The organism is Streptomyces sp. NBC_01478 (assembly GCF_036227225.1).
In the GTDB taxonomy this organism is placed as follows: domain Bacteria; phylum Actinomycetota; class Actinomycetes; order Streptomycetales; family Streptomycetaceae; genus Streptomyces.
The window spans coordinates 7,017,491-7,042,192 of sequence record NZ_CP109444.1; the positions used below are offsets into that span (position 1 = coordinate 7,017,491).

Genomic DNA, 24,702 nt, shown 5'->3' on the forward strand with positions numbered 1-24,702 from the left:
CGCTGGGGGGTTCGTCAAGAGGTCGCGCAGGGATACGATCGCCGCCATGACAGCCCCGGATTCCGCCGAAACCCAGACAGCGGGTCGGCCGACCCAGACCGCCACGCTCGCCGAGATCGCCCGCGAGGCCGGAGTGTCGGCTCCGACTGTTTCGAAGGTCCTCAACGGCCGTGCCGACGTCGCCCCCGCGACCCGCACCCGCGTCGAGGACCTGCTCCGTGTCTACGGCTACCGGCGCCGCCGCGCCGAGGCGACCCGCTCCCCGCTGATCGACCTGGTCTTCCACGAGTTGGAGAGCGCCTGGGCGATGGAGGTCATCCGGGGGGTGGAGAACGTGGCGCGGGACTCCGGGCTGAGCGTGGTGCTGAGCGAGAGCGCGGGGCGGCTGACCCCGGGCCGGACCTGGGCCGACCAGGTCGCCGCGCGCCGCCCGCACGGCGTGATCCTCGTCCTCTCCGGGCTCGACGAGTCCCAGCGGGCGCTGCTCACCAGCCGTTCCATCCCGTTCGTGGTGATGGACCCGGCCGGTGACCCGGGCGCGGACGTGCCGTCGATCGGTGCGACGAACTGGCAGGGCGGGCTGGCCGCCACCCGGCACCTCGTCGAGCTGGGCCACACCCGGATCGGCGCGATCAGCGGACCCTCCCGGATGATGTGCAGCCGCGCCAGGGTGGACGGGTACCGGGCCGCCCTTGAGACGGCCGGGCTGCCGGTCGACCCCTCGCTGATCACCACCGGCGACTTCCACCACGAGGCCGGCTACCGACTGGGGCTGGAGCTGCTGCGCCGGCCCGACCGGCCCACCGCCGTCTTCGCCGGCAACGACCTCCAGGCCCTCGGCCTGTACGAGGCCGCGCGCGAACTGGGCCTGCGCATCCCGGAGGACCTGAGCGTGGTCGGCTTCGACGATCTGCCGGTCGCGCGCTGGGTGGGCCCGCCGCTGACGACCGTACGACAGCCCCTGACCGAGATGGCCGAGGCGGCGGCGAAGCTGGTGCTCGACCTCGCGCGCGAGCCGGAGTCCTCGACGGCGCGGCGGGTGGAGCTGGCGACGAGCCTGGTGGTGCGGAGCAGTACGGCGGCGCCCGCGGCGCAGCACTGACCCGCGTGGCCGGAAGGTGACGTATTGACGAGTGGGGTGAGCCGCCCCACACTCCTCCGAAGCCAATCGGTTGCACAACCGAAACTTTCGGAGGCACCCGCATGAGATCTCTGAGAACCGGCTTGTCCCTGGCGGCCCTGTTCACCGGCGCCGTCATGCTCTTCGCGGCCCCCGCCGCGCACGCCGCCGACACCCCGCTGCGCGACCTCGCCGCCGCGAAGGGCAAAGTCATCGGCACCGCGGTCACCGGCTCCAAGCTCACCGGCACGTACGGCGCGATCGCCGGCGCCCAGTTCAGCTCGCTCACCCCCGGCAACGCCATGAAGTGGGAGACCGTCGAGCCGACGCAGGGCAGCTTCAACTGGTCGGAGGCGGACCAGATCGTCGCCTTCGCGCAGGCCCACAACCAGCAGGTGCGCGGCCACACCCTGGTCTGGCACAGCCAGAACCCGAGCTGGCTGACCAACGGCACCTGGACCTCGGCCCAGTTGAGCAGCCTGCTGCAGAACCACATCAGTACCGAAGTCGGCCGCTACAAGGGCGAGATCACCGCCTGGGACGTGGTCAACGAGCCCTTCAACGAGGACGGCACCTACCGCTCCACGCTCTGGTACAACGGCCTCGGCTCCAACTACATAGCCCAGGCGCTGACTTGGGCCCACGCGGCCGACCCGGCGGCCAAGCTGTACATCAACGACTACAACGTCGAGGGCGTCAACGCGAAGTCCACCGCCCTCTACAACCTGGTCAAGTCCCTGAAGGCGGCGGGCGTCCCGGTCGACGGCGTCGGCCTCCAGGCCCACCTCATCCTCGGCCAGGTCCCGGCCACCCTCCAGCAGAACATCCAGCGCTTCGCCGACCTGGGCGTGGACGTGGCGATCACCGAGCTGGACGTACGGATGGCACTCCCGGCGGACGCGACCAAACTCGCCCAGCAGAAAGCCGACTTCAAGAGTGTCGTCGCCGCCTGTGTCGCCGTCGCGCGCTGCGTCAACGTCACCGCGTGGGGCTTCACCGACTCCGACTCCTGGGTGCCGGGCACCTTCCCGGGCTACGGCGCGGCGACGCCGTACGACGAGAACTACGCGCCGAAACCGGCGTACTACGGCATCGCGGAGGCGCTCGGCGGTACGACGACGACCCCGCCGCCGACCGGGGCGTGCTCGGCGACGTACAGCGTGAGCAGTCAGTGGAACACCGGGTTCACCGGGCAGGTGACGATCTCCTGCTCCGGGGCCTCGCTCTCGTCCTGGAAGGCGAACTGGACCTACGGCGCCGGCCAGCAGGTCACCCAGGCCTGGAACGCCACCTGCACCCAGTCCGGGGCCGCCGTGAGTTGTGCGAACGCGAGCTACAACGGGTCGGTGCCGGACGGCGGTTCGGTGACGTTCGGGTTCAACGCGTCCTGGACCGGGAGCAATCCGGTACCGGTGGTGACCTTGGGGTGAAGGGGACGAGGGAGCGGGGCGGGGCGTGAAGCGGGGCTGAGAACGGTGAGATTTTCCGTAGAAAACCGTCCTGGGACGCCTCCCCTAACTTTCTCCTAATAATTCGGACTTACGTTCCTCCCCGTGACGGACAAAGAGAACGCCGACGACGACAGACGAGTGGGCCGGCGATCGCGAGTGCTGAAGATCGCCGGCCTCACTCTGGCCGGAGCCCTCGTCCTGGGCGTCGCCACGGCGGGCTGGGCCTACTGGCACCTCAACAGCAACATCAAGAGCGTCGACATCGACAGCGCGCTCGGCGCCGACCGCCCCGCGAAGGCGGTGACCACCCCCTCCGCCGCCGCGTCCGCGTCCGCCTCCCCCGTGCCGACCGGCTCCCTGAACATCCTGGTCCTCGGCTCCGACTCGCGCAGCGGCAAGGAGAACAAGGCACTCGGCGGCGGCAGCAGCACCGGAGCCCGCTCCGACACCGCGATGGTCGTCCACCTCGACGCGGGCCGTACGAAGGCCACGATCGTCAGCATCCCGCGCGACACCCTCGTCACCCGCCCGTCCTGCCCGCTGTCGTCGGGGGGTTCGACATCGGTGGCGTACAACGCGATGTTCAACACCGCCTATTCGGTGGGCGGTCCGGTCTGCGCGGTCAAGACGGTCGAGTCGATCACCGGTGTCCGCATGGACCACTACATAGAGATCGACTTCGCGGGCTTCGCGAAACTGGTCGACGCGCTCGGCGGCGTCACGGTCACCACGACCCAGGACATCGACGACGACGACAGCCACCTGCACCTCAAGAAGGGCACCCACCACCTCGACGGCACACAGGCCCTGGCGTTCGCCCGCACCCGGCACGGCATCGGCGACGGCAGCGACCTCGGCCGAATAGGCCTCCAACAGACCCTGGTGAAGGCCCTGTTGACCCAGATCTCCGCCAACGACCTCCTCACCGACCCCACCAAGCTCTACGAGGTCACCGACGCGGTCACCGACAGTCTCACCACCGACACCGGCCTCGACTCCCTGAGCGAACTCATCAGCCTCGGCGAGAGCCTGAAGGGCCTGTCGGCGGACAAGGTGACAACGGTGACGATGCCGAACGTCACGGCACCGTCCGACCCGAACCGGGTGGTCGCGAAGGAGCCGGCGGCGAGCGAGCTGTGGGAGTCCCTGAAGTGACCGGCCGTTACAACCCCTGAGCGGGCTGAGGAGTCTCGTTCGGCCAACGACGGCTTCGGCGACGGCGTCCAGCTCCTCGACGGCAACGGCAACGGCTACGCAGACCTGGCCGACCAGGTTGCCCAAAGCTCTCCACCCTGACGTGTGGCGCTCAGGTTCCGAACGGACGTCGCGGTGGTTCAAGCGCGTGCTGTGTCGATCTTCGTAGGCTTCGACGGCAGAGGGGAACGCCCGGTCTATTCCTGATCGGCTCCATACAAAAGACCGGAAACTCGGGCGTGCCCTGATCGTCGAAGACTGGATTTCCTGAAATGCGGCGGCCGGACAAGGCTGCCGTGGAAAGCGGAGACGTGATGGCCAAGAGTTCTTATGACCATGTCGTGGTGGGAGCGGGGACAGCGGGATGCGTGATTGCCTCCCGGCTTTCGGAACGCCCCGGCGTGCGGGTGTTGTTGCTGGAGGCGGGAGCCCGGGACGCAACCGAGACGATGGCATCTCCTTGGGGCTTCCTGGGGTTTGACCCGTCATCCCTCTGGCTGAGCGCCTCGACCGTGCAGGCCGGTACAGGCAGGGCCGCTGACGTGCTGCGCGGCAAGGCGCTCGGCGGATCGTCGAGCATCAACGGCCTCTACCACCTGCGGGGGCACCGCTCCGGCTACGACGAGTGGCCCGGCCTCGGTGCTCCGGGCTGGGGTTTCGACGATCTGCTGCCCTATTTCCGCCGCAGCGAGAGCACTCGCGGCCGTGATGCCTCCGTGCGGGGCACGGACGGACCGGTCGTGGTCGCCCCGGTCCCGGAACCCCATCCCCTGGCCACGGCGGGCGTCGACGCCGCGGTGGAGGCCGGGTTCGCACGCGCCGATGACATCGGCAGCGGGCTGGAGACCGGGTTCGGGTGGAGTGACATGAATCTGCCCGGCGGCGCCCGCCAGAGCGCGGCCGACGCCTACCTCCGTCCGTTCCTCGACCGGCCGAACCTGGACGTCGTCACGGACGCGACCGTGCGGCGGCTGCGCACCACCGCGGGCCGCTGCACCGGCGTCGAGTACACCGTCGGTGGGGAGCAGGTGTCCGTCGACAGCTCCGAGGTGGTACTGACCGCGGGAGCCGTCGGTTCCGCACATCTCCTGATGCTGTCAGGGATCGGCCCGGCACAGCACCTTGAGGAACACGGCATCGACGTCGTCGCCGACCTGCCGGGAGTGGGCGCCCATCTGCAGGACCATCCGATGGCGGGCGTGGTGTACGAGGCCATCCAGCCCGTACCGTTCATCCCTGCCAACCCGCCGGCCGAAATGATGGGCCTGCTGTACAGCGACCCCGCCGCGGCCCGGCCGGACCTTCAGGTCTACATCGTCGCCGCACCGCTCCCGTCGGCATGGGGACAGCCGCCGGCCAACGGCTACTCCATCGCTTTCGCCGCGATGGCTCCGTACAGCAGCGGCACCGTGCGGCTGGCGGACGCCGATCCCGGCAGTGCTCCCGTCGTCGACCCCGGCTACCTGAGCGACGACCGTGACCTGGAGATCATGCGCAGAGGCCTGGCCCTGGCACGCCGCATCGGGGAGGCCGACGCGTTCGCCGACTGGCGCAAGCAGGAAGCGGTGCCGGGCTCCGGGACGAGCGGCGAATCCGTGGACGAGTTCATCCGCAAGGCCACCGGCCCCTACTTCCACTTCACCGGGACCTGCCGCATGGGAACCGACGCCGATGCCGTCGTCGACCCTGCGAACCTTCGCGTGCACGGAATAGCCGGACTGCGGGTCGCCGATGCCTCGGTGATGCCGTCCATCCCCTCGGCCAACACCAACGCGACCGTCTACGCCATCGCCGAACGGGCCGCCGAACTGATCGACTGAGCCTTCGTCAGCGCCCATGGCGCTTCCACAACGCGCTCATCCCCGGCTGCCGGCACCCTGATTGCCGAACTCAGGGCGGCCGCCCACCTCTGGTCACGCGCTTTCGGACGCCCCGTGGCCCGCCGGGTGCCGGTTCGGCGAGGGCGGGGCTGCTCCGCTCGAGCGGGCGTACTCGGTGGGAGTCTGACCGTAGTGCTTTTTGAAGGTCCGGCTGAAGTGGCTGCTGTCCGCGAACTGCCAGTGCGCGGCGAGCTCCGAGATACTCAGGCGACCCGACGGCACGGTGAGGGCGAGCCGGGCCTCGTGCAGTCGCCGATGGCGGATGTAGGTGGTCACCTGCTCTCCCACCGCGGCGAATGCCCGGTGCAACGTACGGACGGAGACGTTGAGTTCACGCGCGAGCATCGCCGGAGAGAGTTCGGGATCGGCGAGCCTGCGGTCCGCGAGGTCCTTGGCCGCCTGGGTGAGCGCGGGAGCCAGCCGGGGTTCCACATCGTCGAACCGCCCCTTCGCCACCGCCTTGGCCAGCTCGATCAGGGCGCTGTGAGCGGCTTCCGTACCGGCCCGGCCGAGGTCGGCGACAGTTGTCTGGATCATGCCGGTGAAGGCCGTCAGCAGACGTATCTCGGCCGAGTCCGCCGGCCCGGTGACGACCCGGTTCCCGAGCAGGGGTTTGAGCTCGCCGGGGGGCAGGACGAGGAATTTCGCGGTCAGGTGCGCCGTCGTCTCGAAAGCCGTCAGGCGCCCGACGTGCCGGACGAGGAACTGCCCGGCCGATACGGTCTGTTCGCCGTATCCGGGCGGGCCGCCCAGAGTCCACGCACCGCGCCGCACCACGTACATGGCCACCTGATCCTGATCGCCGCCCGGGGCGTCCGCGGTCCGGGTCGCCGACGCGGCGTGCAGGTCGGCGATCGCCGCGCCGTGCACCTTGGCCACGCGGCCCTTGACCCGGAAGTCACCGATCGTGTCCGGGCTGAAGGCCGGCAGTTGGAAGACATCGTCGCCGATCTGCGTCTTCCACCCGCGCCGGAAGGCGTCGAGTCCCCGCGGTGCGGCGCCCGGCTCGGTCGAGTCCACTGAGAACACCCCGCGCGCGCCGTCGACTTCCGCTCCCGTACGGTTCGCCACTCGCCGATCCCCTCACGTGCACTGCTTCAACACCAGCCTGTGGAGTTCGTGTTCGTTACGTACGTCGCCGTGGCGGCGGGCTGTCGGACCCCTGTGCCACTGTTCTGGCATGACCTCAGTCAAGGACCCACAAGATTGTGCGGGTATGACGGACACCAATGACGCCTTGTTACGGCAATGGGTGGATCACATCAACCGCAAGCGCGAAACGTGCACGCTCAAACCTGAATGGTTCGCCCACGTAGGGGAGTTGACGCTGGAGGGGTCGGTTACCTGGTTCGGGATGGGGCGCGGCGGCTGGTGTCACGGCGGCCTGCCCTCGGGACTGAGCAGTGCTCCGGTATACGCGGGTTTCTCCTGGTGCCGGGAGGACGACAAGCCTTCGGTTGCCCGGGCCGGCATCGTCGTCGTGCTCCTGGCGGACGCCGCCCGTATCGAGGCGGCCGACTGGAGCGACGGATACAACGGCTACGACCCGGCTCCGCTGGACGGATACGCCGTCCTGTGCAGCGACCCGTTCGACCCGAAGCGGGCCGGCGTGGAAGGCGCCGAGGCTCATCTCCGCGATGCCAAGCGCATCATCGCGGCCGGCGACGCCGAGGGCCGCCGAGCCAACTACGCCGAGATCATCACCGATCCGGATCGCGGAGGCAACGCCCTGTTCTTTCCTGTCGTGGGGGAGGAGAGGGACGGCTACTCGGCGGTGGAGCCGGACGGAACCGTTGTCTGCCTCGCCTTCATCGACTACGACTTCGACTAGCGTGTGGCCGCCCATGCAAGGCGCCTGACCTGTGGAAACAGGAACCCGGAAAAATTCCTCGGGGAATTCCGGCGAGTGTGTCGATCCGGCGCCCCCTCGTTCGACGCATGGTTGAAAGGCCGGGAAGAACCTGGCCGCCGCCCGACCGAGGAGTCACCATGCCCCGCTACCTCTCCCTCGTACAGATCGACGAGAAGACCGTCCCCGCCGAGGGCCCCAGCCCCGAACTGATGCAGCGCATGGGCGAGTTGATCGAGGAGATCACCAAGGCCGGCGTGATGCTCGACACCGCGGGCCTCACCCCGACCGCGCAGGGCGCCCGCGTGCACTGGGAGGGCGGCAAGATCTCCGTGACCGACGGCCCGTTCACCGAGTCCAAGGAGGTCGTCGGCGGCTACGCGCTCATGCAGTGCAAGGACATGGCCGAGGCGATCGAGTGGACGAAGCGGTTCCTGAAGGTGCACGAGGAGTTCTGGACGGTGACGTGCGAGGTGCGGGAGATCGCGGAGGGCTGAGCCTTCCCCGGCCTTCCTTGGCTTGAGAGCGCCGGAGGTGTTCGATGGTGGGTTGTGGAACCGGAAGCACAACCCACCGCCTCGCCCGTGACCGCCCTGGAGACCGTCTTCCGCATCGAGTCCCCCCGCATCATCGCCGCCGTGGCCCGCATAGTCCGCGACGTCGGCATCGCCGAGGAACTGGCCCAGGATGCCTTGGTCGCCGCCCTTGAGCAGTGGCCGCGGGACGGTGTGCCCGACAACCCGGGCGCCTGGCTCATGGCCACCGCCAGGCACCGCGCCGTCGACCTGATCCGGCGCCGCGAGAACTACGCCCGCAAGCTCCAGGAGATCGGCCGCACCCTGGAGACCACGGCCCTGCCCGAGGAACCCGCCGCCCCCGACGACATCGACGACGACCTCCTGCGCCTGGTCTTCACGACCTGCCACCCGGTGTTGTCCCCCGAGGCCCGCACCGCCCTCACCCTCCGCCTCCTCGGCGGCCTGACCACCCCCGAGATCGCCCGCGCCTTCCTCGCCCCCGAACCGACGATCGCCCAGCGCATCGTCCGCGCCAAACGCACCCTGGCGACGAAGAACGTGGCCTTCGAGGTCCCCTACGGCCCCGACCGCGAGGCCCGCCTGGGTTCCGTCCTGGACGTCATCTACCTGATCTTCAACGAGGGTTACGCGGCGACGGCCGGCGACGACTGGCTCCGCCCGAGCCTCTGCGAGGACGCGCTCCGCCTGGCCCGCCTCCTCTCCGGCCTGATGCCGAAGGAACCCGAAGTGCACGCCCTGGCCTCGCTGTTGGAGTTCCAGGCCTCCCGCTCGGCCTCCCGCACCGCCCCGAACGGCGACCCCGTCCTCCTCAAGGACCAGAACCGTCGCCGCTGGAACCGCCTGCTCATCGCCCGCGGCATCACCGCCCTCGGCCGCGCGGACACCACGTCCACAGGCGCCCCCGGCCCCTACGCCCTCCAGGCCACCATCGCCGCCTGCCACGCCCACGCGTACACCTACGACGAGACCGACTGGCCGACGATCGCGACCCTGTACGGCCTCCTCGCCGCCCGATCCCCGTCCCCGGTGGTCGAGTTGAACCGAGCGGTGGCCGTCTCGATGGCGCAGGGCCCGGCCCCGGCATTGGAGATCGTCGACACCCTCGCCACCGAACCCGCCCTGCGCGACTACCACTTGCTCCCCAGCGTCCGCGGCGACCTGCTGCTCCGCCTTGGCCGTACGACGGAGGCGAGGGCAGAGTTCACCCGAGCCGCTTCCCTCGCCCGCAATGAACGCGAACGCCAACTCCTGCTGCGCCGGGCGGAGAAGGGGTCGTAAAGGGGTACACAAGGCGCCCCCCGGTGCCAGAATTCGACGGAGTGTGGAGCGGTCACATGGTCGGGGGACTCGGGGGACTGAGACGTGCTGGAGGCTGTCGACGGCCGGATCCTTGCGCTGGACGGCGCGTCGGTCATCACGGCCGTGGGAGGAGTGGCGGTCGCCGTGATCGCGGCCGGGGTCGCGCTCTGGCAGACGCGGCGGACGCGGGTGCTGGAGAAGGAGAAGATCCGGCTCCAGCTCGACGCGGACCTCCGCTTGAGAGAGCGGGAGTGGGCCCACGAGCGGAGCCTCTCGGAGCGCGACCGCAGACGCGCGGCACAACAGGCCGACCAGGAGCAGGCGCGGACGGCGGAGCAGGTGGCCGCCCGCCGCAGCAGCCTGGTCGCGGAGGCGGCGGCCTACTGCGCGCGCCTGGCACGGGAGTTGGAGACCCTGCGCATCCTCGACATGTCCCATCCCCTCCGCGAGGCGAACCGTCACGCCCACGACCTCGCCTACACGGCAAGCCGCCGCGCCCGAGTCCTCCGAGACCACACCATCGAGCCGCTCCCCTGCCCCCCGCCCCTCAGGCAGGCCGCCCGATCAACATCGCCGGCGCCCCCGCCACCCGAGTAAGAAACACCGTCGCCGAGTTGGGCCCCTGAGGCTTCACCTTCCGCCGCAACTCCTCCGGTTCGACAGCCGACCCCCGCTTCTTCACGGTGAGCACACCCACCCCCCGCTCCCGCAGCACCGCCTTCAACTTCTTCACCCCGAACGGGAGTTGATCGGTGATCTCATAGGCGGAGGCGTACACGGTCGGCCGTAGCTCATCCGCCGTCACATACGCGATGGTCTCGTCGACGAGCCCGCCCCCGACCTCCTCCGCGACCTCGGCGACGAGATGCGCGCGGATGACCGCACCGTCGGGCTCGTACAAGTACCGCCCCACGGAACGGACGTCAGGATCGGGCAACCCGCGCCCGTGCAGAACTCGCGGCCCGGGCAGCAGAGTTGCCCGGACGGCCCCCGGCCGCACCCCCGCCCCGAACCACAGCACCGCCTCCTTCACATCACCCCCGTCCGAGATCCACTCCGCCTCGGCCGTCGCCGGGATCGCCTCGTGCGGCACCCCGGGTGCGATCTTCAGCGCGGCGAGCGGGGCCGTCGTAGCGGCGCCGATGGCCCAGGACAACGGGGGCGAGTACGCCTCCGGGTCGAAGATGCGACCGCGCCCACCCCGCCGCGCGGGATCGACGAACACGGCGTCGTACGCGGACGTGTCCACCTCCGTCACATCCGCTTCCCGGACCTCGATCAGCTCGGCCAGCCCCAGTGCCTCCGCGTTCGCGCGCGCCACGGCCACTGTCAGCGGATCGCGGTCCACGGCCAGGACCCTGACCCCCGCCCGGGCGAGGGCGATCGCGTCGCCGCCGATTCCGCAGCAGAGGTCGGCGACGGAGGCCACGCCCAGGTCCAGCAGCCGGCCGGCGCGGTACGTGGCGACGCTCGCCCGGGTGGACTGTTCGAAGCCGTTCGGGGTGAAGAACATGCGGTCGGCGTCCTCGGGGGCGAACTTGGCCGCTGCCGCCCGTTGCCGCAGCCGGGCCTGGCCGAGGGCCGCCGAGACGAGGTCGGCGGGGTGCTCGCGGCGCAGGCGGGTCGCGACGGCGAGTTCCTTGGCCGGGTCGGTGCCGCGGACCTCGTCGAGGAGGGCGCGGCCCTCGGGGGTGAGCAGGGCGGCGAAGGCGAGTACGGGGTCGTTCACCGGGTCATTGTGGGCCAGTCGGTGGACGGTGTGCCTCCGGTGGCGGTGTGTTGGCGGTGTCGGCACGGGATCGGGGCCGGGGCCTGAAAAAATCCGACCCCATGCGAGTAGTCGTACAAAATGACATCAATCGGGCGTACGGGAGTCGGGGGCAGCAGGGCCGTCGAGGTCGGAGGACGGGCGCCCGTGGCGCGCTCGCCGCCCTTGCGTTTGCCGCTCTCGTCTCCGGTTGCAGCCAGCCCGAGGGCGCGCCCGTTCACCCGGCGCAGGGCGCGCAGCGGCTGCACGCGCCCCCGGCCCGCGCGCTGGACTCCTACGCGACCAAGTTGCGCGCCGCGTACGCCGCCAGGGTGGCCGCGGCCAAGCGCTGGGGACTGGCGAAGGTGCCACTCCAGGCCCCGCCGGCCCCCGCGCAGAAGCCGGAGATCACCGCGCGCAAGGGCTTCGAGGTGGACGACCAGGAGGAGCTGAACCTCCCGCCGGTCTTCACCACCATCCCCACGAAACAGAAGATCGTCTTCCTCACCATCGACGACGGCGAGAACAAGGACCCCGCGTTCCTGCGGATGATGAGCGACCTGAAGATCCCGTACACCGCCTTCCTCAGCAACTACCTGGTGAAGGACGACTACGGCTACTTCAGGAAGATGCAGGCCGAGGGTCACACGATCAACAACCACACCCTCACGCACCCGTATCTGCCGGGCCTGTCCTACGCCGAGCAGAAGCGCGAGATCTGCGGCATGCAGGACATCATGAAGAAGCAGTTCGGCAAGGCCCCGACGGTCTTCCGGCCGCCGTACGGCAACTACAACCACGACACCCTCGTCGCCGCCAAGTCCTGCGGTATCAAGTACGCCCCGATCTGGGACGAGGAGGTGTTCGTCGACCACTGGGAGTACCGCGAGGACGACCGGTCCCTGCACCCCGGCGACATCGTCCTGACGCACTTCCGGGGCCGTGCGGACTGGAAGGGCACGATGGTCGACGACATGCGCCGCTTCCTGGGCAAGGTCACCGCCGAGGGGTATGCGGTGGCCCGCCTGGAGGACTACCTGTGAGGGTTCGGGTACCGGTGGCCGTCGTCCTGGCGGCCACCCTCCTCACTGGTTGCGCCCAGTCCGTCGACCCCATCGAACGGCTGGGCAAGAAGGCCGCCCAACGCGTCCACCCGCACGGCCCGGTCCGCGAACAGCCGTACCGCCACTGGGGTTTGACCGCCCCACTGCTCCCCGCCCCGAAACCCGCGCCCCGGTCCGCCGCGCGTTCGGCGGGCCCGGGCCTCCCACCCGTCGTGGACCACGTCCGCACCCGTGACAGGGTCGTCTTCCTGACCTACGACCACGAGGAGGGCGCGCGCCGCGACCCGAGGTTCGCCGATCTGGTCCGCGAACTACGCCTCCCCGTCACCGAGTTCCGCACGGCACCGGACCGCCACCACTTCGCCGGCCTCCCGTACGACACCCAGCGCGCCGAGATCTGCGGCAGCCGGCCCCGCCCCAACTCCCGCCTCCTGCGCCCCCCTTACGGCACGTATGACACGACGACCCGCCGCGCCGCGGCCGACTGCGGCATCTCCGCACTGGTCCTGTGGCGGGCCTCCGCGACCGCCGGAACGCTCACCTACGCCCGAGGCGACCACCACCTCACCCCCGGCGACATCGTCCAGGTCGGCCCGGCCGACAGCGCGGCCCGACTGCTCCGCGGCATCCAGGACCGGGGCCTGACGGTGGGGCGCCTGGAGGACTACCTCTAGGGCCGGTCCCGTTGGTGTCAGTCGCCCCGGATAGCCTGCCGCGCACGTCGAACGGCGGTGAGCGGAAAGGGCCTTGCGATGGGTGGCAACGAGTGGACCTCCACCGGGCCGTACCAGAGGGATCTGGAGTCGGCGTTCCGGCAGGCGCAGGAACAGGAACTGGCCAAGGACGACCACGGGTTCCCGGGGCGGGACATCGTCGATCTGTGGGAGGACGACGGCTGGCGGGAGTACATCCTGACGGGCGGCACGTCCTCCGTGCTCGACTTCTACGCCGTCATCGACGGCGGGTCCGGGGACGACTTCGCCATGATGCGACCCCTGACCGAGGACGAACTGCGCGACTGGACGCCCGAGGGTGGACCCACCCGCGAGCGATGGGTCGCCGCCCTCCGCACCGGGGCTCTGTCCTTCCCGGACCGAGGAACGGGCCGGTGCACGATCCTCTACCGCGACGGCGAGCCGGCGGAGATCGGCTACTGGGGGTGCACGGCGGACTAACGCGGGAACTGTTCGGCGCCGGTCGGCACATCCAGCCCGTCCGGCGTTTGAGGACGAGGCCGTTCAGGCCGAAGGGGGGTCTGGGGGCGCAGCCCCCGGGGACGGCGACACCAGGACAGGCCCGTCGAAAGAGCACAGGGCGACTTCGAAATCCTGCCGAAGCGCCGCGGGCATTGGCACTCCGCTTGACCGAGTGCTAATCGCAGTCATAGTCTCAGGTCTGGCACTCCCCCCTGGAGAGTGCCAATAGCGACGGGCAGGTCCGGCACCCGCGACGACGGATCCACCTGGTCGCCACCTCAGACAGTTAACCCCGTGAGATCTCCGAAGGGGGAGGTCGGATCGTGACGACCACCAGCTCCAAGGTTGCCATCAAGCCGCTTGAGGACCGCATTGTGGTCCAGCCGCTCGACGCCGAGCAGACCACGGCCTCTGGCCTGGTCATCCCGGACACGGCCAAGGAGAAGCCCCAGGAGGGCGTCGTCCTGGCCGTGGGCCCGGGCCGCTTCGAGAACGGCGAGCGTCTTCCGCTCGACGTGAAGACCGGCGACATCGTGCTGTACAGCAAGTACGGCGGCACCGAAGTGAAGTACAGCGGCGAGGAGTACCTCGTCCTCTCGGCCCGCGACGTGCTCGCGATCATCGAGAAGTAATTCGCTTCACGCAGATTCTGTATGTGAGCTACGCCCCTGGCCCCCGCGACCTTATGAAGCCGGGCGTCAGGGGCGTAGTTCGTTTCACCCACGTTTTCCGAGAGGGCTGAACCGCTCCCATGGCGAAGATCCTGAAGTTCGACGAGGACGCCCGTCGCGCCCTCGAGCGCGGCGTCAACAAGCTTGCCGACACGGTCAAGGTGACGATCGGCCCCAAGGGCCGCAACGTCGTCATCGACAAGAAGTTCGGCGCCCCCACCATCACCAACGACGGCGTCACCATCGCCCGCGAGGTCGAGCTCGACGACCCGTACGAGAACCTCGGTGCCCAGCTCGTGAAGGAGGTGGCGACCAAGACCAACGACATCGCGGGTGACGGCACCACCACCGCCACCGTGCTCGCCCAGGCGCTCGTGCGCGAGGGCCTGCGCAACGTCGCCGCGGGTGCCTCCCCGGCCGCCCTGAAGAAGGGCATCGACGCCGCCGTCAAGGCCATCTCCGACGAGCTGCTCGCCACCGCGCGGCCCATCGACGACAAGGCCGACATCGCCGCCGTGGCCGGTCTGTCCGCGCAGGACAGCCAGGTCGGCGAGCTCATCGCCGAGGCGATGGACAAGGTCGGCAAGGACGGTGTCATCACCGTCGAGGAGTCCAACACCTTCGGTCTGGAGCTGGACTTCACCGAGGGCATGGCCTTCGACAAGGGCTACCTGTCGCCGTACTTCGTGACGGACCAGGAGCGCATGGAAGCGGTCCTCGAGGACCCGTACATCCTCATCCACCAGGGCAAGATCAGCTCCATCCAGGACCTGCTGCCGCTGCTGGAGAAGGTCATCCAGGCCAACGCCTCCAAGCCGCTGCTGATCATCGCCGAGGACGTCGAGGGCGAGGCCCTGTCGACCCTGGTCGTGAACAAGATCCGCGGCACGTTCAACGCGGTCGCGGTCAAGGCCCCCGGCTTCGGCGACCGCCGCAAGGCGATGCTCGGCGACCTCGCCACCCTCACCGGCGGTCAGGTCATCGCCGAGGAGGTCGGCCTCAAGCTCGACCAGGTCGGCCTGGACGTGCTGGGCTCCGCCCGCCGCGTGACGGTCACCAAGGACGACACGACCGTCGTCGACGGTGCCGGTGACTCCTCCGAGGTCGCGGGCCGCGTCAACCAGATCAAGGCCGAGATCGAGAACACCGACTCCGACTGGGACCGCGAGAAGCTCCAGGAGCGCCTCGCGAAGCTGGCCGGCGGCGTGTGCGTGATCAAGGTCGGCGCCGCCACCGAGGTGGAGCTGAAGGAGAAGAAGCACCGTCTGGAGGACGCCATCTCCGCGACCCGCGCCGCGGTCGAGGAGGGCATCGTCTCCGGTGGTGGCTCCGCTCTGGTCCACGCCGCCAAGGTCCTCGAGGGCAACCTCGACAAGACCGGCGACGAGGCCACCGGTGTCGCGGTCGTCCGCCGCGCGGTCGTCGAGCCGCTGCGCTGGATCGCCGAGAACGCGGGCCTCGAGGGCTACGTCATCACCGCCAAGGTCGCCGACCTGGAGCCCGGCCAGGGCTTCAACGCCGCGACCGGCGAGTACGGCGACCTGGTCAAGGCCGGCGTCATCGACCCGGTCAAGGTCACCCGTTCCGCCCTGGAGAACGCCGCCTCCATCGCCTCCCTGCTCCTCACGACCGAGACCCTGGTCGTCGAGAAGAAGGAAGAGGAGGAGCCGGCCGCCGCTGGTCACAGCCACGGCCACTCCCACTGACGCGAGTCGGTGACCCCGTAACAGACCGAAGGCCCGGCACCCCTCTGGGGGAGCCGGGCCTTCGTGTTGCCGTCACTGTCAGCAGGGCGGCTCCCGTCACTGCGGCCCGTACTTCCGCCCGGTCTTCGACGTGATCCCGCCCAGCACCGCCTGTGGAGTGACCTTCACCAGGCCCATCAGCGCCTTGTAGCGCGGGTCCGGGATCGACAGCGACTTGCCGCGCGCCAGATCCGCGAGCGCCGCCGCGACCAGCTTGTCCGCGTCCAGCCACATCCAGTTCGGGATGTTGTCCGTGCCCATCCCGGCCCGCTGGTGGAACTCGGTCCGCACAAAACCGGGCGCCAGCGCCATCAGCCGTACGCCGGTCCCGGCCAGGTCCTTGGCCGCCCCCTGCGTGAACTGCACCACCCACGCCTTCGACGCGCCGTACGTCCCGCGCGGCACGAAGGCCGCCACCGACGCCACGTTGACCACCCCGCCGCGCCCGCGCTCCCGCATCGCCTCGGTCGCCGCGCTGGTCAGCCGCAGCACCGCCTCGCAGTGCACCTTGAGCATCTTCAGCTCGTCGGCCATCGGTACGTCGAGATAGCGGCCCTTGTTGCCGAAGCCCGCGTTGTTGACCAGCAGGTCGACGGGGTTCTTGCGGTCGGCGAGGCGGGCGGCCACCGCCTCGATGCCCTCGTCCGTGGCGAGGTCGGCGGTCAGCACCTCCGCCTCGATGCCGTGCCGGTCGTGCAGTTCGGTCGCCTGCTCCCCGAGCCGCTCGGTGTTCCGCGCCACCAGCACGAGGTTGTGTCCGTCCGCCGCGAGCCGCCGCGCGAACGCGGCACCGATCCCCGCGGTCGATCCCGTAATCAATGCCGTTGTCATGGCGCAAGATTAGTGACCCGGAGCGAGCCGGTCCGATCTCTGCACAGGCCCTCCAGATCCGTGACGAACACGTGTCGAACAGCGCGTCGAACAGGTGGTGCGCCAGGTCAGCCCGGGTACTCCGCGACATACTTCCGCGCCTGCGCCAGCGCCTCCGGATGCAGCGCCTCACCCGCCGGCAGCAGCCGCGGCAGCAGCTCCCGCTCGGTCGTCACGGCCCGGAACTGCAGGGCCACCGTCACCTCGTGGTCGGGCCGGTGCACGATCTCGATCGCGTCCCCCGCCCGGATCTCACCGGGCTCGATGACCCGCAGATAGGCCCCCGGCGCCCCCATCACGGTGAACCGCTTCACCCACCCCCGCTCGCCCAGATGGTCCTGGAACGTGCGGCACGGGATCCGCCCGCAGGTGACCTCCAGCACCACCTCGGGACCGATCCGCCAGCGCTCGCCGATCCGCGCGCCGGACACGTCGAGCCCCAGCGTCGTCAGGTTCTCCCCGAAGGAGCCGTTGGCCAGCGGGCGCCCCAACTCCCGCTCCCAGTCGTCGAGATCCTCGCGCGCGACCGCGTACACCGCCTGGTCGTCGCCGCCGTGGTGGCGTCGGTGACACACCGCGTCCCCGGCGAGCCCGCTCCCGGCGACGCCCTTGGGCCCGGGCGCGCTCACCCGCACGGCCGCGTCGGTCGGCCGCTTGTCGATCCCCGTCACGCCGTCCGGCTGGTCCGTGTACGGCACGGCCGTGGCCCGGCCCAGATTCAGCGAGAGAAGCTTCATGAAGGCACGGTAGGCGAGATCGCCCCAAAGGTGCGACGCATTTTTCATCATCATCCCCAAGGAGCACTTATGCTCGACGCATGATCGAGGCCCGACATCTCCGTGTGCTGCGCGCCGTCGCCGCCACCGGCTCCTTCTCGGCGGCCGGACGTGAACTGGGCTGCACCCAGCCCGCCGTGAGCCAGCAGATGAAGGCCCTGGAGGCCTCGGTCGGCACCCCGCTGCTGATCCGCACCGGCCGCGAGATGCGCCTGACCCAGGCGGGCGAGGCCCTGGTCCGGCACGGCGCCGGCATCCTCGCCGGCCTCACGGCGGCGGAAGAGGAGGTCGCCGCGATCGCGGGCCTGCGCGCCGGCCGGGTCCGCCTGGTCTCCTTCCCCAGCGGCAGCTCGACGCTCGTCCCCACGGCCCTCGCCGCCCTGCGCGCCGCGCACCCCGGCACCCGCGTCTCCCTGGAGGAGGCCGAGCCGCCGAACTCCGTCGACCTCCTCCGGGAGGGCGACTGCGACATCGCACTCGCCTTCCGCTACGAGACCGCGGCGGGCGCCGAGGACTGGTCCGACCTGGTCGTACGCCCCCTGCTCAGCGACCGCCTGGTCGCCCTGGTCCCGGAAAGACACCGGCACGCGCGTGTGCGGTCGGTCGCCATCGGCGAACTCGCCGACGACCCCTGGATCGCCGGCTGCCCGCGCTGCCGGGGCCAGTTGGTCGAGGTGTGCGAGACCGCGGGCTTCACCCCCCGCATCGACTTCGCGACCGACGACTATCCGGCCGTCGTCGGCCTGGTGAGCGCGGGCCTGGGCGTCGCCGTCCTGCCCCAGCTCGCCATCGAGTCCGTACGACCCCGGGGTGCGCGGACGGTGACGCTGGAACCGGCGGTGCGGCGGGAGATCGTCGCGCTCACCCTGCCGGACCTGGCGCAGGTGCCGGCGGTGGCGGCGACCCTCGACCAGTTGGAGCGCGCTGCCGTGGCGGGACGCGCGGGGCGCGAGGAGCAGGGACGCCCGGGGAGCGAAAAGTAAGGGGCACGCGAGTGCGTGCCCGTCCGTGCAGAAACGTTCCTTCAGTTGTTCGAAACGGAGTCCCCGCCGGCCGCCGAGGCCGACACGAGCCGATTGCGGGCCCGCCCCATCAGTTCTTCGCGCTCGTCCTCGGTCAGGCCGCCCCAGACGCCGTACGGCTCGCGCACCGCCAGCGCGTGCGCCGCGCACTGTGCGCGGACCGGGCACCTCATGCAGACCTCTTTGGCCGAGTTCTCACGAGCGCTTCGTGCCGCACCGCGCTCGCCCTCGGGATGAAAGAAGAGCGAGCTGTCGACCCCTCGGCAGGCAGCCAGGAGCTGCCAGTCCCACAGGTCCGCGTTCGGTCCGGGAAGGCGGGAGAAATCTGCCATTGCGTGACCCCTTGTAGCCGTTATGGGCGGATACGGTGTCCACGACCGTACAACTACGATCTAAGGAGATGAAAATATGACTCATTGCGAATCTAGCCTCAGACACCAGTAAAAGGGAAGAAATAGGGCCGAATGGGGCACCGGTTGTGATGAAAGCTTGAGGGTCGGCCCCGCATGCCTCCACCGTGTCCGCACCCTCACGTAGAGTGCCGAAGAGGACACACGGCCCCGTAACTCTTTCGAGTGACCGTCGTTGAGAGTGCGAGGCGGTTGAAAACATCAAGAGCTCGGGCAGGCGTCCGAGACGGTCGACCGCACAGGTGACGATTTCGTACCAGCCTGGAGGCTCAAGGTGACGTGCATCAGTTGCGGAGGGCGGCCATGACATCCGTCCTCGTCTGTGACGACTCCCCGCTTGCCCGAGAGGCGCTCCGCCGCGCGGTCGCGACCGTGCCCGGTGTCGAGCGCGTGACGACGGCGGCCAACGGCGAGGAAGTCCTCCGCCGCTGGGGTGCCGACCGTTCGGACCTCATTCTGATGGATGTCCGCATGCCCGGACTCGGCGGTGTCGAGACCGTGCGGCGGCTGCTGTCCGCCGACCCGGGCGCACGCATCATCATGCTCACCGTCGCCGAAGACCTGGACGGCGTGGCCCTCGCGGTCGCGGCCGGCGCCCGCGGCTATCTGCACAAGGACGCCTCGCGCGCCGAACTGCGGGCCACGGTCACCCAGGCCCTCGCCGACCCGACCTGGCGACTGGCCCCGCGCCGGCTGCGCTCGGCCGAGATGGGCGCCGCGCCGACGCTCACCGCGCGCGAGATCCAGGTCCTGGAGGGCATGAGCCACGGCCGCTCGAACGCGGAGATCGGCCGTGAGCTGTTCCTCTCCGAGGACACGGTCAAGACGCACGCCCGGCGGCTCTTCAAGAAACTCGGCGCCTCGGACCGGGCGCACGCCGTGGCGCTCGGTTTCCGGTGGGGCCTGGTCCGTTAGGGCCAGGTCAGTGGGTCGTAGCGGGGATACGAGAATCCCCGCCCGCCACCGGGTGGGCGGGGACGGTGAAGGGGCCCGCCGGGTGCCCGCTGCTCGTTTCGCCGCGGATGCCGCATCCTTGAGGTGTGGAGTTCCTCGGGGACGAGTCGGTCGAGCGGGAGGGGAGGGCGCAGGAGATGAGTTCCGGCGCACCTGCTCATAACGCTTCGGTGCACAACAACGGACGCGGTGCCACGGACCCTTCGGCCACAAGGCACCATGGACCGATGCGTGACGACGAGGCGGCCAGTGCCCCAGGGGCGATTGGTGGACTCGTCCTTCGCGCGGTCGACGGAGACGAGCAGGCAACCCACGATCTGCTCGCCCACGTCCACCCACTGGCGCTCCGCTACTGCCGCACCCGTCTGTCCCGACTCCCGGGCGACGCACGGCACTTCGTGGAGGACCTCGCCCAGGAGGTCTGCGTAGCCGTCCTCCTCGCGCTCCCGCGCTACAAGGACACCGGCCGCCCCTTCGAGGCCTTCGTCTTCGCCATCGCCGCCCACAAGGTCGCCGACCTCCAGCGGGCCGCGATGCGCCACCCCGGTTCCACGGCCGTCCCGTCCGACGAGATGCCCGAGCGGCCGGACGACTCCCTCGGCCCCGAAGAGCGCGCCCTGCTCAGCAGCGACGCCGAATGGGCCAAGAAACTCCTGGCCAACCTGCCGGAGAACCAGCGCGAGTTGCTTCTGCTCCGCATCGCCGTGGGTCTGACGGCGGAGGAGACCGGACAGATGTTGGGAATGTCACCCGGCGCGGTCCGGGTCGCCCAACACCGCGCGCTGAGCCGACTGCGGGCACTGGCCGAGCAGTAGCGCCCCCAAGGGCCGTTCCCTCACCCACGGTGCCTTTCTTGAACAGTCGGCCGACGGGTTACGTACGAACATACGAAGCCCGAAGCGAGCCGTAGCCGTGGAATCGTGGAATGTGGGACCCCTGCTTCCCGTTAGCATGGACATCCGCACCGATCAAGGCCATTTGGGGAAGGTGTCATGACTGCCAACGTCGACGGAGTGCCCGCCAAATTCGCGACACTAGGGCTGACCTACGACGACGTGCTGCTGCTGCCGGGCGCGTCCGACGTGCTGCCGAACGCGGTCGACACCTCGTCCCGTATCTCGCGCAACGTCCGGGTCAACATCCCGCTGCTCTCCGCGGCGATGGACAAGGTGACCGAGTCCCGCATGGCCATCGCGATGGCCCGCCAGGGCGGCGTCGGCGTGCTGCACCGCAACCTGTCCGTCGAGGACCAGGTCAACCAGGTCGACCTCGTGAAGCGATCCGAGTCCGGCATGGTCACCGACCCGATCACCGTGCACCCGGACGCCACGCTCGGCGAGGCCGACGCCCTGTGCGCCAAGTTCCGCATCAGCGGCGTCCCGGTGACCGACGGCAACGGCAAGCTGCTCGGCATCGTCACCAACCGCGACATGGCCTTCGAGACCGACCGCTCCCGTCAGGTGCGCGAGGTCATGACGCCGATGCCCCTGGTCACCGGCAAGGTCGGCATCACCGGCGCCGACGCCATGCAGTTGCTGCGCCGCCACAAGATCGAGAAGCTGCCCCTCGTCGACGAGGCCGGCATCCTCAAGGGCCTCATCACGGTCAAGGACTTCGTCAAGGCCGAGCAGTACCCGCACGCCGCCAAGGACGCCGAGGGCCGCCTCATCGTCGGCGCCGCCGTGGGCGCCAGCCCCGAAGCACTGGAGCGCGCCCAGGCCCTCGCCGAGGCCGGCGTGGACTTCCTGGTCGTCGACACCTCGCACGGCCACAACAGCAACGCCCTCAACTGGATGGCGAAGATCAAGTCGAGCGTCGGCGTCGACGTGATCGGCGGCAACGTCGCCACCCGCGACGGCGCCCAGGCCCTGATCGACGCCGGTGTCGACGGCATCAAGGTCGGCGTCGGCCCCGGCTCGATCTGTACGACCCGCGTCGTCGCCGGCATCGGCGTCCCGCAGGTCACCGCGATCTACGAAGCGTCCCTCGCCGCCCGCGCGGCCGGCGTCCCGCTCATCGGTGACGGCGGCCTCCAGTACTCCGGCGACATCGGCAAGGCGCTCGCCGCCGGCGCCGACACGGTGATGCTCGGCAGCCTCCTCGCGGGCTGCGAGGAGTCGCCCGGCGAGCTCCAGTTCATCAACGGCAAGCAGTTCAAGTCGTACCGCGGCATGGGCTCGCTCGGCGCGATGCAGTCCCGCGGCCAGGGCCGGTCGTACTCGAAGGACCGCTACTTCCAGGCCGAGGTCGCCTCCGACGACAAGCTCGTGCCCGAGGGCATCGAGGGCCAGGTGCCCTACCGCGGCCCGCTGGCCAACGTGCTGCACCAGCTCGTCGGCGGGCTGCGCCAGACCATGGGCTATGTGGGCGCGGCCACCATCGAGGAGATGGAGACCAAGGGCCGTTTCGTCCGGATCACGTCCGCGGGCCTCAAGGAGAGCCACCCGCACGACATCCAGATGACGGTCGAGGCACCGAACTACAGCCGCAGCAAGTGATCGCCACGCGCGCGTGAAGCGAGTCGAGGGCGGCTCCGGAGCATCCGGGGCCGCCCTTGTCGTACCCGTCGGCGATACTGGAAGACGCTGAGACGCAAGAAGGAAAGGCCACACACGTGACTGAGATCGAGATCGGGCGCGGCAAGCGCGGCCGCCGGGCGTACGCCTTCGACGACATCGCCGTCGTCCCCAGCCGCCGTACGCGGGACCCGAAGGAGGTCTCGATCGCCTGGCAGATCGACGCCTACCGCTTCGAGCTGCCCTTCCTGGCCGCCCCCATGGACTCGGTCGTCTCCCCGGCCACCGCGATCCGCATCGGCGAGCTCGGCGGCCTCGGCGTGCTGAACCTCGAAGGCCTCTGGACGCGGTACGAGGACCCGCAGCCGCTCCTCGACGAGATCACCGGCCTGGACGTGGACGCCGCGACGCGCCGCCTCCAGGAGATCTACGCGGCTCCCATCAAGGAGGAGCTGATCGGGCAGCGCATCAAGGAGGTGCGCGACTCGGGCGTGGTCACCGCCGCCGCGCTCTCCCCGCAGCGCACGGCCCAGTTCTCCAAGGCCGTCGTCGACGCGGGCGTGGACATCTTCGTCATCCGCGGTACGACGGTCTCGGCGGAGCACGTGTCGGGCTCGCACGAGCCGCTGAACCTGAAGCAGTTCATCTACGAACTGGACGTCCCGGTGATCGTCGGCGGCTGCGCCACGTACACGGCGGCCCTGCACCTGATGCGCACCGGCGCGGCCGGTGTCCTCGTCGGCTTCGGCGGCGGCGCCGCGCACACCACGCGCAACGTCCTGGGCATCCAGGTCCCGATGGCCACGGCCGTCGCGGACGTGGCGGCCGCCCGCCGCGACTACATGGACGAGTCCGGCGGCCGGTACGCGCACGTCATCGCCGACGGCGGTGTCGGCTGGTCCGGCGACCTCCCCAAGGCGATCGCCTGCGGCGCGGACGCGGTCATGATGGGCTCCCCGCTGGCCCGCGCCACGGACGCGCCGGGCAAGGGCCACCACTGGGGCATGGAGGCGGTGAACGAGGAACTCCCGCGCGGCAAGAAGGTCGACCTCGGCACGGTCGGCACGATCGAGGAGATCCTCACCGGCCCGTCCCACATCCCCGACGGCTCGATGAACATCTTCGGGGCGCTGCGGCGCGCGATGGCGACGACCGGGTACAGCGAGCTGAAGGAGTTCCAGCGGGTCGAGGTCACCGTCGCCGACTCGCAGCACAAGCGGTAGGCGGTAGGCGGTTCTACGACGCTTCGAAGGGCCCGGGCCTGGGTGGTCCGGGCCCTTTCGTGTGCCCAAGTGGGGCTGGTGGGGCGCGTGTTGGGACCAGGGGGCGCACGGTTGCGTTCGGGGCGAAAGTTCGCTGGTGGGGCGTGTCGGGGCGGTAACGTCCGTGATCGGCGCCCCAGTTGTGTGGGGTGCTCCCTTCCACGGAAATCGTTCCGGACCCGGGCTCTCGGGGCCCGGCCCGAATTCCAGACGAACCGCCTACCGGGCTAATGGGCGGCCTCGTGGAAGGGGGCACCCATGGGTCGCCACCGCAAGCCCATCCGCTGGGACCGGATCCGTCTTCGGATGGTGAAGCAACGGAGGAAGCGGATCTTGTGGATGTACGGCGGAAAGTGAGCGGCCACCCCCAACACACGTAGGGGTGGACACTCCGTTCACTTTTCAAGAGCCCGCCGCATTAGCCCCTACGGCGGGTTCCACCTGTTTCTAACGGTACCGGCGCCGCGAGTCGCACGCCACCAGCCCCCGACGCACACCCCGCCCCAAGCGCCCCCCTGCACAACCCGCGCGCCGGGGTCAGAGCGCCGCCTTCTTGGTGCCGGAGAACGCGGCGAACGCCGCGATGGCGAAGAAGACGAAGGTGAGCGGGTCGGAGTCGGCCTTCCAGGCGTCCTGGACCACGCCGAAGTGGTCGAAGAACACCTTGCTGAAGCTCACGCCGTACTCGTCCGCGATGAGCATCGCCTCGCCGACCAACTGGCCGAGGTAGACCGCGACCAGGGCCAGCACGGCGCTGACCACGGGAAGCGCGGGGTTGCGCCCGCCGAGCCTGCCCGCCGCGAGGCCGATGACGAAGCCGACGCCGACCGCCGCCCAGCCGATCTCGTGCTTGGTGGTGCCGATGACGACGCCGTAGATGCCGGCGGCGACCAGGGCGGCGGCGACAGCGGTCACCAGGCCGAGCACGATGTTGTTCTTCGGGGGAGCGGGCGGGGCGTACGGAGCCGGGGGCGGCGGCGGTACGGCGCCGGGCTGCTGGGCGTACGGGTTGCCGTCGACCGGCTGCGGCTGCGGCTGCGCGGGCGCCTGCGGCTGGGCCGCCTGCGCCTCGGGCTGCGGCTGTGGCTGTTGTGGTGGCGTGGCTGACTGGCTCATGACAGAAATCCCCCCACGGGA

Annotated in this window: 24 protein-coding genes; 18 read left to right on the plus strand and 6 right to left on the minus strand. The window is 70.0% G+C overall.

Annotated elements, in window-relative coordinates; genetic code table 11:
* Positions 1-46 precede the first annotated feature (46 nt).
* The 4 genes from OG223_RS31910 (at position 47) to OG223_RS31925 (ending at position 5,585) form a co-directional block, all read left to right on the plus strand.
* The gene (locus OG223_RS31910; RefSeq protein ID WP_329255994.1) at positions 47-1,102 is read left to right on the plus strand and encodes a LacI family DNA-binding transcriptional regulator; all 1,056 of its coding nucleotides are present in this window, start codon (positions 47-49) and stop codon (positions 1,100-1,102) included.
* A gap of 101 nt (positions 1,103-1,203) precedes the next feature.
* The gene (locus tag OG223_RS31915) at positions 1,204-2,550 is read left to right on the plus strand and encodes an endo-1,4-beta-xylanase (RefSeq protein WP_329255996.1); all 1,347 of its coding nucleotides are present in this window, start codon (positions 1,204-1,206) and stop codon (positions 2,548-2,550) included.
* A gap of 123 nt (positions 2,551-2,673) precedes the next feature.
* Positions 2,674-3,726, plus strand: a complete 1,053-nt coding sequence (locus tag OG223_RS31920) for an LCP family protein (RefSeq protein ID WP_329255998.1) — start codon at positions 2,674-2,676, stop codon at positions 3,724-3,726.
* A gap of 353 nt (positions 3,727-4,079) precedes the next feature.
* Positions 4,080-5,585, plus strand: coding sequence for a GMC family oxidoreductase (locus OG223_RS31925; protein ID WP_329256001.1), 1,506 nt, complete (start codon positions 4,080-4,082; stop codon positions 5,583-5,585).
* A gap of 93 nt (positions 5,586-5,678) precedes the next feature.
* Here OG223_RS31925 and OG223_RS31930 read toward each other — a convergent pair whose 3' ends face one another.
* Positions 5,679-6,665, minus strand: coding sequence for a helix-turn-helix domain-containing protein (locus OG223_RS31930; RefSeq protein WP_329256003.1), 987 nt, complete (start codon positions 6,663-6,665; stop codon positions 5,679-5,681).
* A gap of 196 nt (positions 6,666-6,861) precedes the next feature.
* Here OG223_RS31930 and OG223_RS31935 point away from each other — a divergent pair, with 196 nt between their 5' ends.
* The 4 genes from OG223_RS31935 (at position 6,862) to OG223_RS31950 (ending at position 9,929) form a co-directional block, all read left to right on the plus strand.
* Positions 6,862-7,476, plus strand: a complete 615-nt coding sequence (locus tag OG223_RS31935) for a hypothetical protein (protein ID WP_329256005.1) — start codon at positions 6,862-6,864, stop codon at positions 7,474-7,476.
* Positions 7,477-7,634: 158 nt separating this feature from the next.
* On the plus strand, positions 7,635-7,991 hold the full coding sequence (locus OG223_RS31940) for a YciI family protein (protein WP_329256007.1): 357 nt from the start codon (positions 7,635-7,637) through the stop codon (positions 7,989-7,991).
* 54 nt (positions 7,992-8,045) lie between these two features.
* Positions 8,046-9,311, plus strand: coding sequence for an RNA polymerase sigma factor (locus OG223_RS31945; protein ID WP_443073768.1), 1,266 nt, complete (start codon positions 8,046-8,048; stop codon positions 9,309-9,311).
* An 84-nt stretch (positions 9,312-9,395) separates the two neighbouring features.
* Entirely contained in the window at positions 9,396-9,929 is a 534-nt protein-coding gene (locus OG223_RS31950) for a hypothetical protein (RefSeq protein WP_329256011.1), read from the plus strand.
* On the opposite strand, the gene OG223_RS31955 is transcribed toward OG223_RS31950, so the two are convergent.
* A complete protein-coding gene (locus OG223_RS31955) occupies positions 9,880-11,061 on the minus strand; it encodes a THUMP-like domain-containing protein (RefSeq protein WP_329256013.1) in 1,182 nt (393 codons plus the stop codon). The two genes, OG223_RS31950 and OG223_RS31955, sit on opposite strands and share 50 nt — an antisense overlap.
* A 101-nt stretch (positions 11,062-11,162) precedes the next feature.
* Here OG223_RS31955 and OG223_RS31960 point away from each other — a divergent pair, with 101 nt between their 5' ends.
* The 5 genes from OG223_RS31960 to groL all read left to right on the plus strand — a co-directional run bounded on the left by OG223_RS31960 (position 11,163) and on the right by groL (position 15,716).
* Positions 11,163-12,122, plus strand: coding sequence for a polysaccharide deacetylase family protein (locus tag OG223_RS31960; protein WP_329256014.1), 960 nt, complete (start codon positions 11,163-11,165; stop codon positions 12,120-12,122).
* Positions 12,119-12,817: a hypothetical protein gene (locus OG223_RS31965; RefSeq protein WP_329256016.1), complete on the plus strand. Its 699-nt coding sequence runs from the start codon at positions 12,119-12,121 to the stop codon at positions 12,815-12,817. The genes OG223_RS31960 and OG223_RS31965 overlap by 4 nt, the downstream gene beginning before the upstream one ends.
* Positions 12,818-12,895: 78 nt before the next feature.
* Positions 12,896-13,318, plus strand: a complete 423-nt coding sequence (locus OG223_RS31970) for a hypothetical protein (RefSeq protein ID WP_329256018.1) — start codon at positions 12,896-12,898, stop codon at positions 13,316-13,318.
* Positions 13,319-13,662: 344 nt separating this feature from the next.
* A complete protein-coding gene (gene groES, locus OG223_RS31975; protein WP_019066754.1) occupies positions 13,663-13,971 on the plus strand; it encodes a co-chaperone GroES in 309 nt (102 codons plus the stop codon).
* Positions 13,972-14,090: 119 nt separating this feature from the next.
* Entirely contained in the window at positions 14,091-15,716 is a 1,626-nt protein-coding gene (groL, locus tag OG223_RS31980) for a chaperonin GroEL (protein WP_200687744.1), read from the plus strand.
* Positions 15,717-15,812: 96 nt separating this feature from the next.
* On the opposite strand, the gene OG223_RS31985 is transcribed toward groL, so the two are convergent.
* Together OG223_RS31985 and OG223_RS31990 are read right to left on the minus strand one after the other, a co-directional pair.
* Entirely contained in the window at positions 15,813-16,586 is a 774-nt protein-coding gene (locus tag OG223_RS31985; RefSeq protein ID WP_329256021.1) for an SDR family NAD(P)-dependent oxidoreductase, read from the minus strand.
* 107 nt (positions 16,587-16,693) lie between these two features.
* Positions 16,694-17,362 (minus strand): MOSC domain-containing protein, encoded by a 669-nt coding sequence (locus OG223_RS31990; protein WP_329256023.1) that lies wholly within the window; start codon positions 17,360-17,362, stop codon positions 16,694-16,696.
* An 80-nt stretch (positions 17,363-17,442) separates the two neighbouring features.
* Here OG223_RS31990 and OG223_RS31995 point away from each other — a divergent pair, with 80 nt between their 5' ends.
* Positions 17,443-18,384 carry a LysR family transcriptional regulator gene (locus OG223_RS31995; protein WP_329256024.1) on the plus strand — a complete coding sequence of 314 codons (942 nt, stop codon included), beginning with the start codon at positions 17,443-17,445 and terminating at the stop codon, positions 18,382-18,384.
* Positions 18,385-18,425: 41 nt separating this feature from the next.
* On the opposite strand, the gene OG223_RS32000 is transcribed toward OG223_RS31995, so the two are convergent.
* Positions 18,426-18,755: a WhiB family transcriptional regulator gene (locus OG223_RS32000; RefSeq protein WP_324789113.1), complete on the minus strand. Its 330-nt coding sequence runs from the start codon at positions 18,753-18,755 to the stop codon at positions 18,426-18,428.
* A 381-nt stretch (positions 18,756-19,136) separates the two neighbouring features.
* Between OG223_RS32000 and OG223_RS32005 the strand changes: the two genes are divergently transcribed.
* From OG223_RS32005 to OG223_RS32020, 4 genes are all read left to right on the plus strand, one after another.
* On the plus strand, positions 19,137-19,748 hold the full coding sequence (locus OG223_RS32005; protein WP_003948568.1) for a response regulator transcription factor: 612 nt from the start codon (positions 19,137-19,139) through the stop codon (positions 19,746-19,748).
* A gap of 266 nt (positions 19,749-20,014) precedes the next feature.
* Complete coding sequence (locus tag OG223_RS32010; RefSeq protein ID WP_019055585.1) at positions 20,015-20,602, plus strand: sigma-70 family RNA polymerase sigma factor; 588 nt, start codon at positions 20,015-20,017, stop codon at positions 20,600-20,602.
* Between the two features lie 177 nt (positions 20,603-20,779).
* Complete coding sequence (gene guaB, locus OG223_RS32015) at positions 20,780-22,285, plus strand: IMP dehydrogenase (protein WP_043676950.1); 1,506 nt, start codon at positions 20,780-20,782, stop codon at positions 22,283-22,285.
* 116 nt (positions 22,286-22,401) lie between these two features.
* Complete coding sequence (locus OG223_RS32020; RefSeq protein WP_019055587.1) at positions 22,402-23,526, plus strand: GuaB3 family IMP dehydrogenase-related protein; 1,125 nt, start codon at positions 22,402-22,404, stop codon at positions 23,524-23,526.
* Between the two features lie 576 nt (positions 23,527-24,102).
* Here OG223_RS32020 and OG223_RS32025 read toward each other — a convergent pair.
* Positions 24,103-24,681: a hypothetical protein gene (locus OG223_RS32025; protein ID WP_329256031.1), complete on the minus strand. Its 579-nt coding sequence runs from the start codon at positions 24,679-24,681 to the stop codon at positions 24,103-24,105.
* Positions 24,682-24,702: the final 21 nt, after the last annotated feature.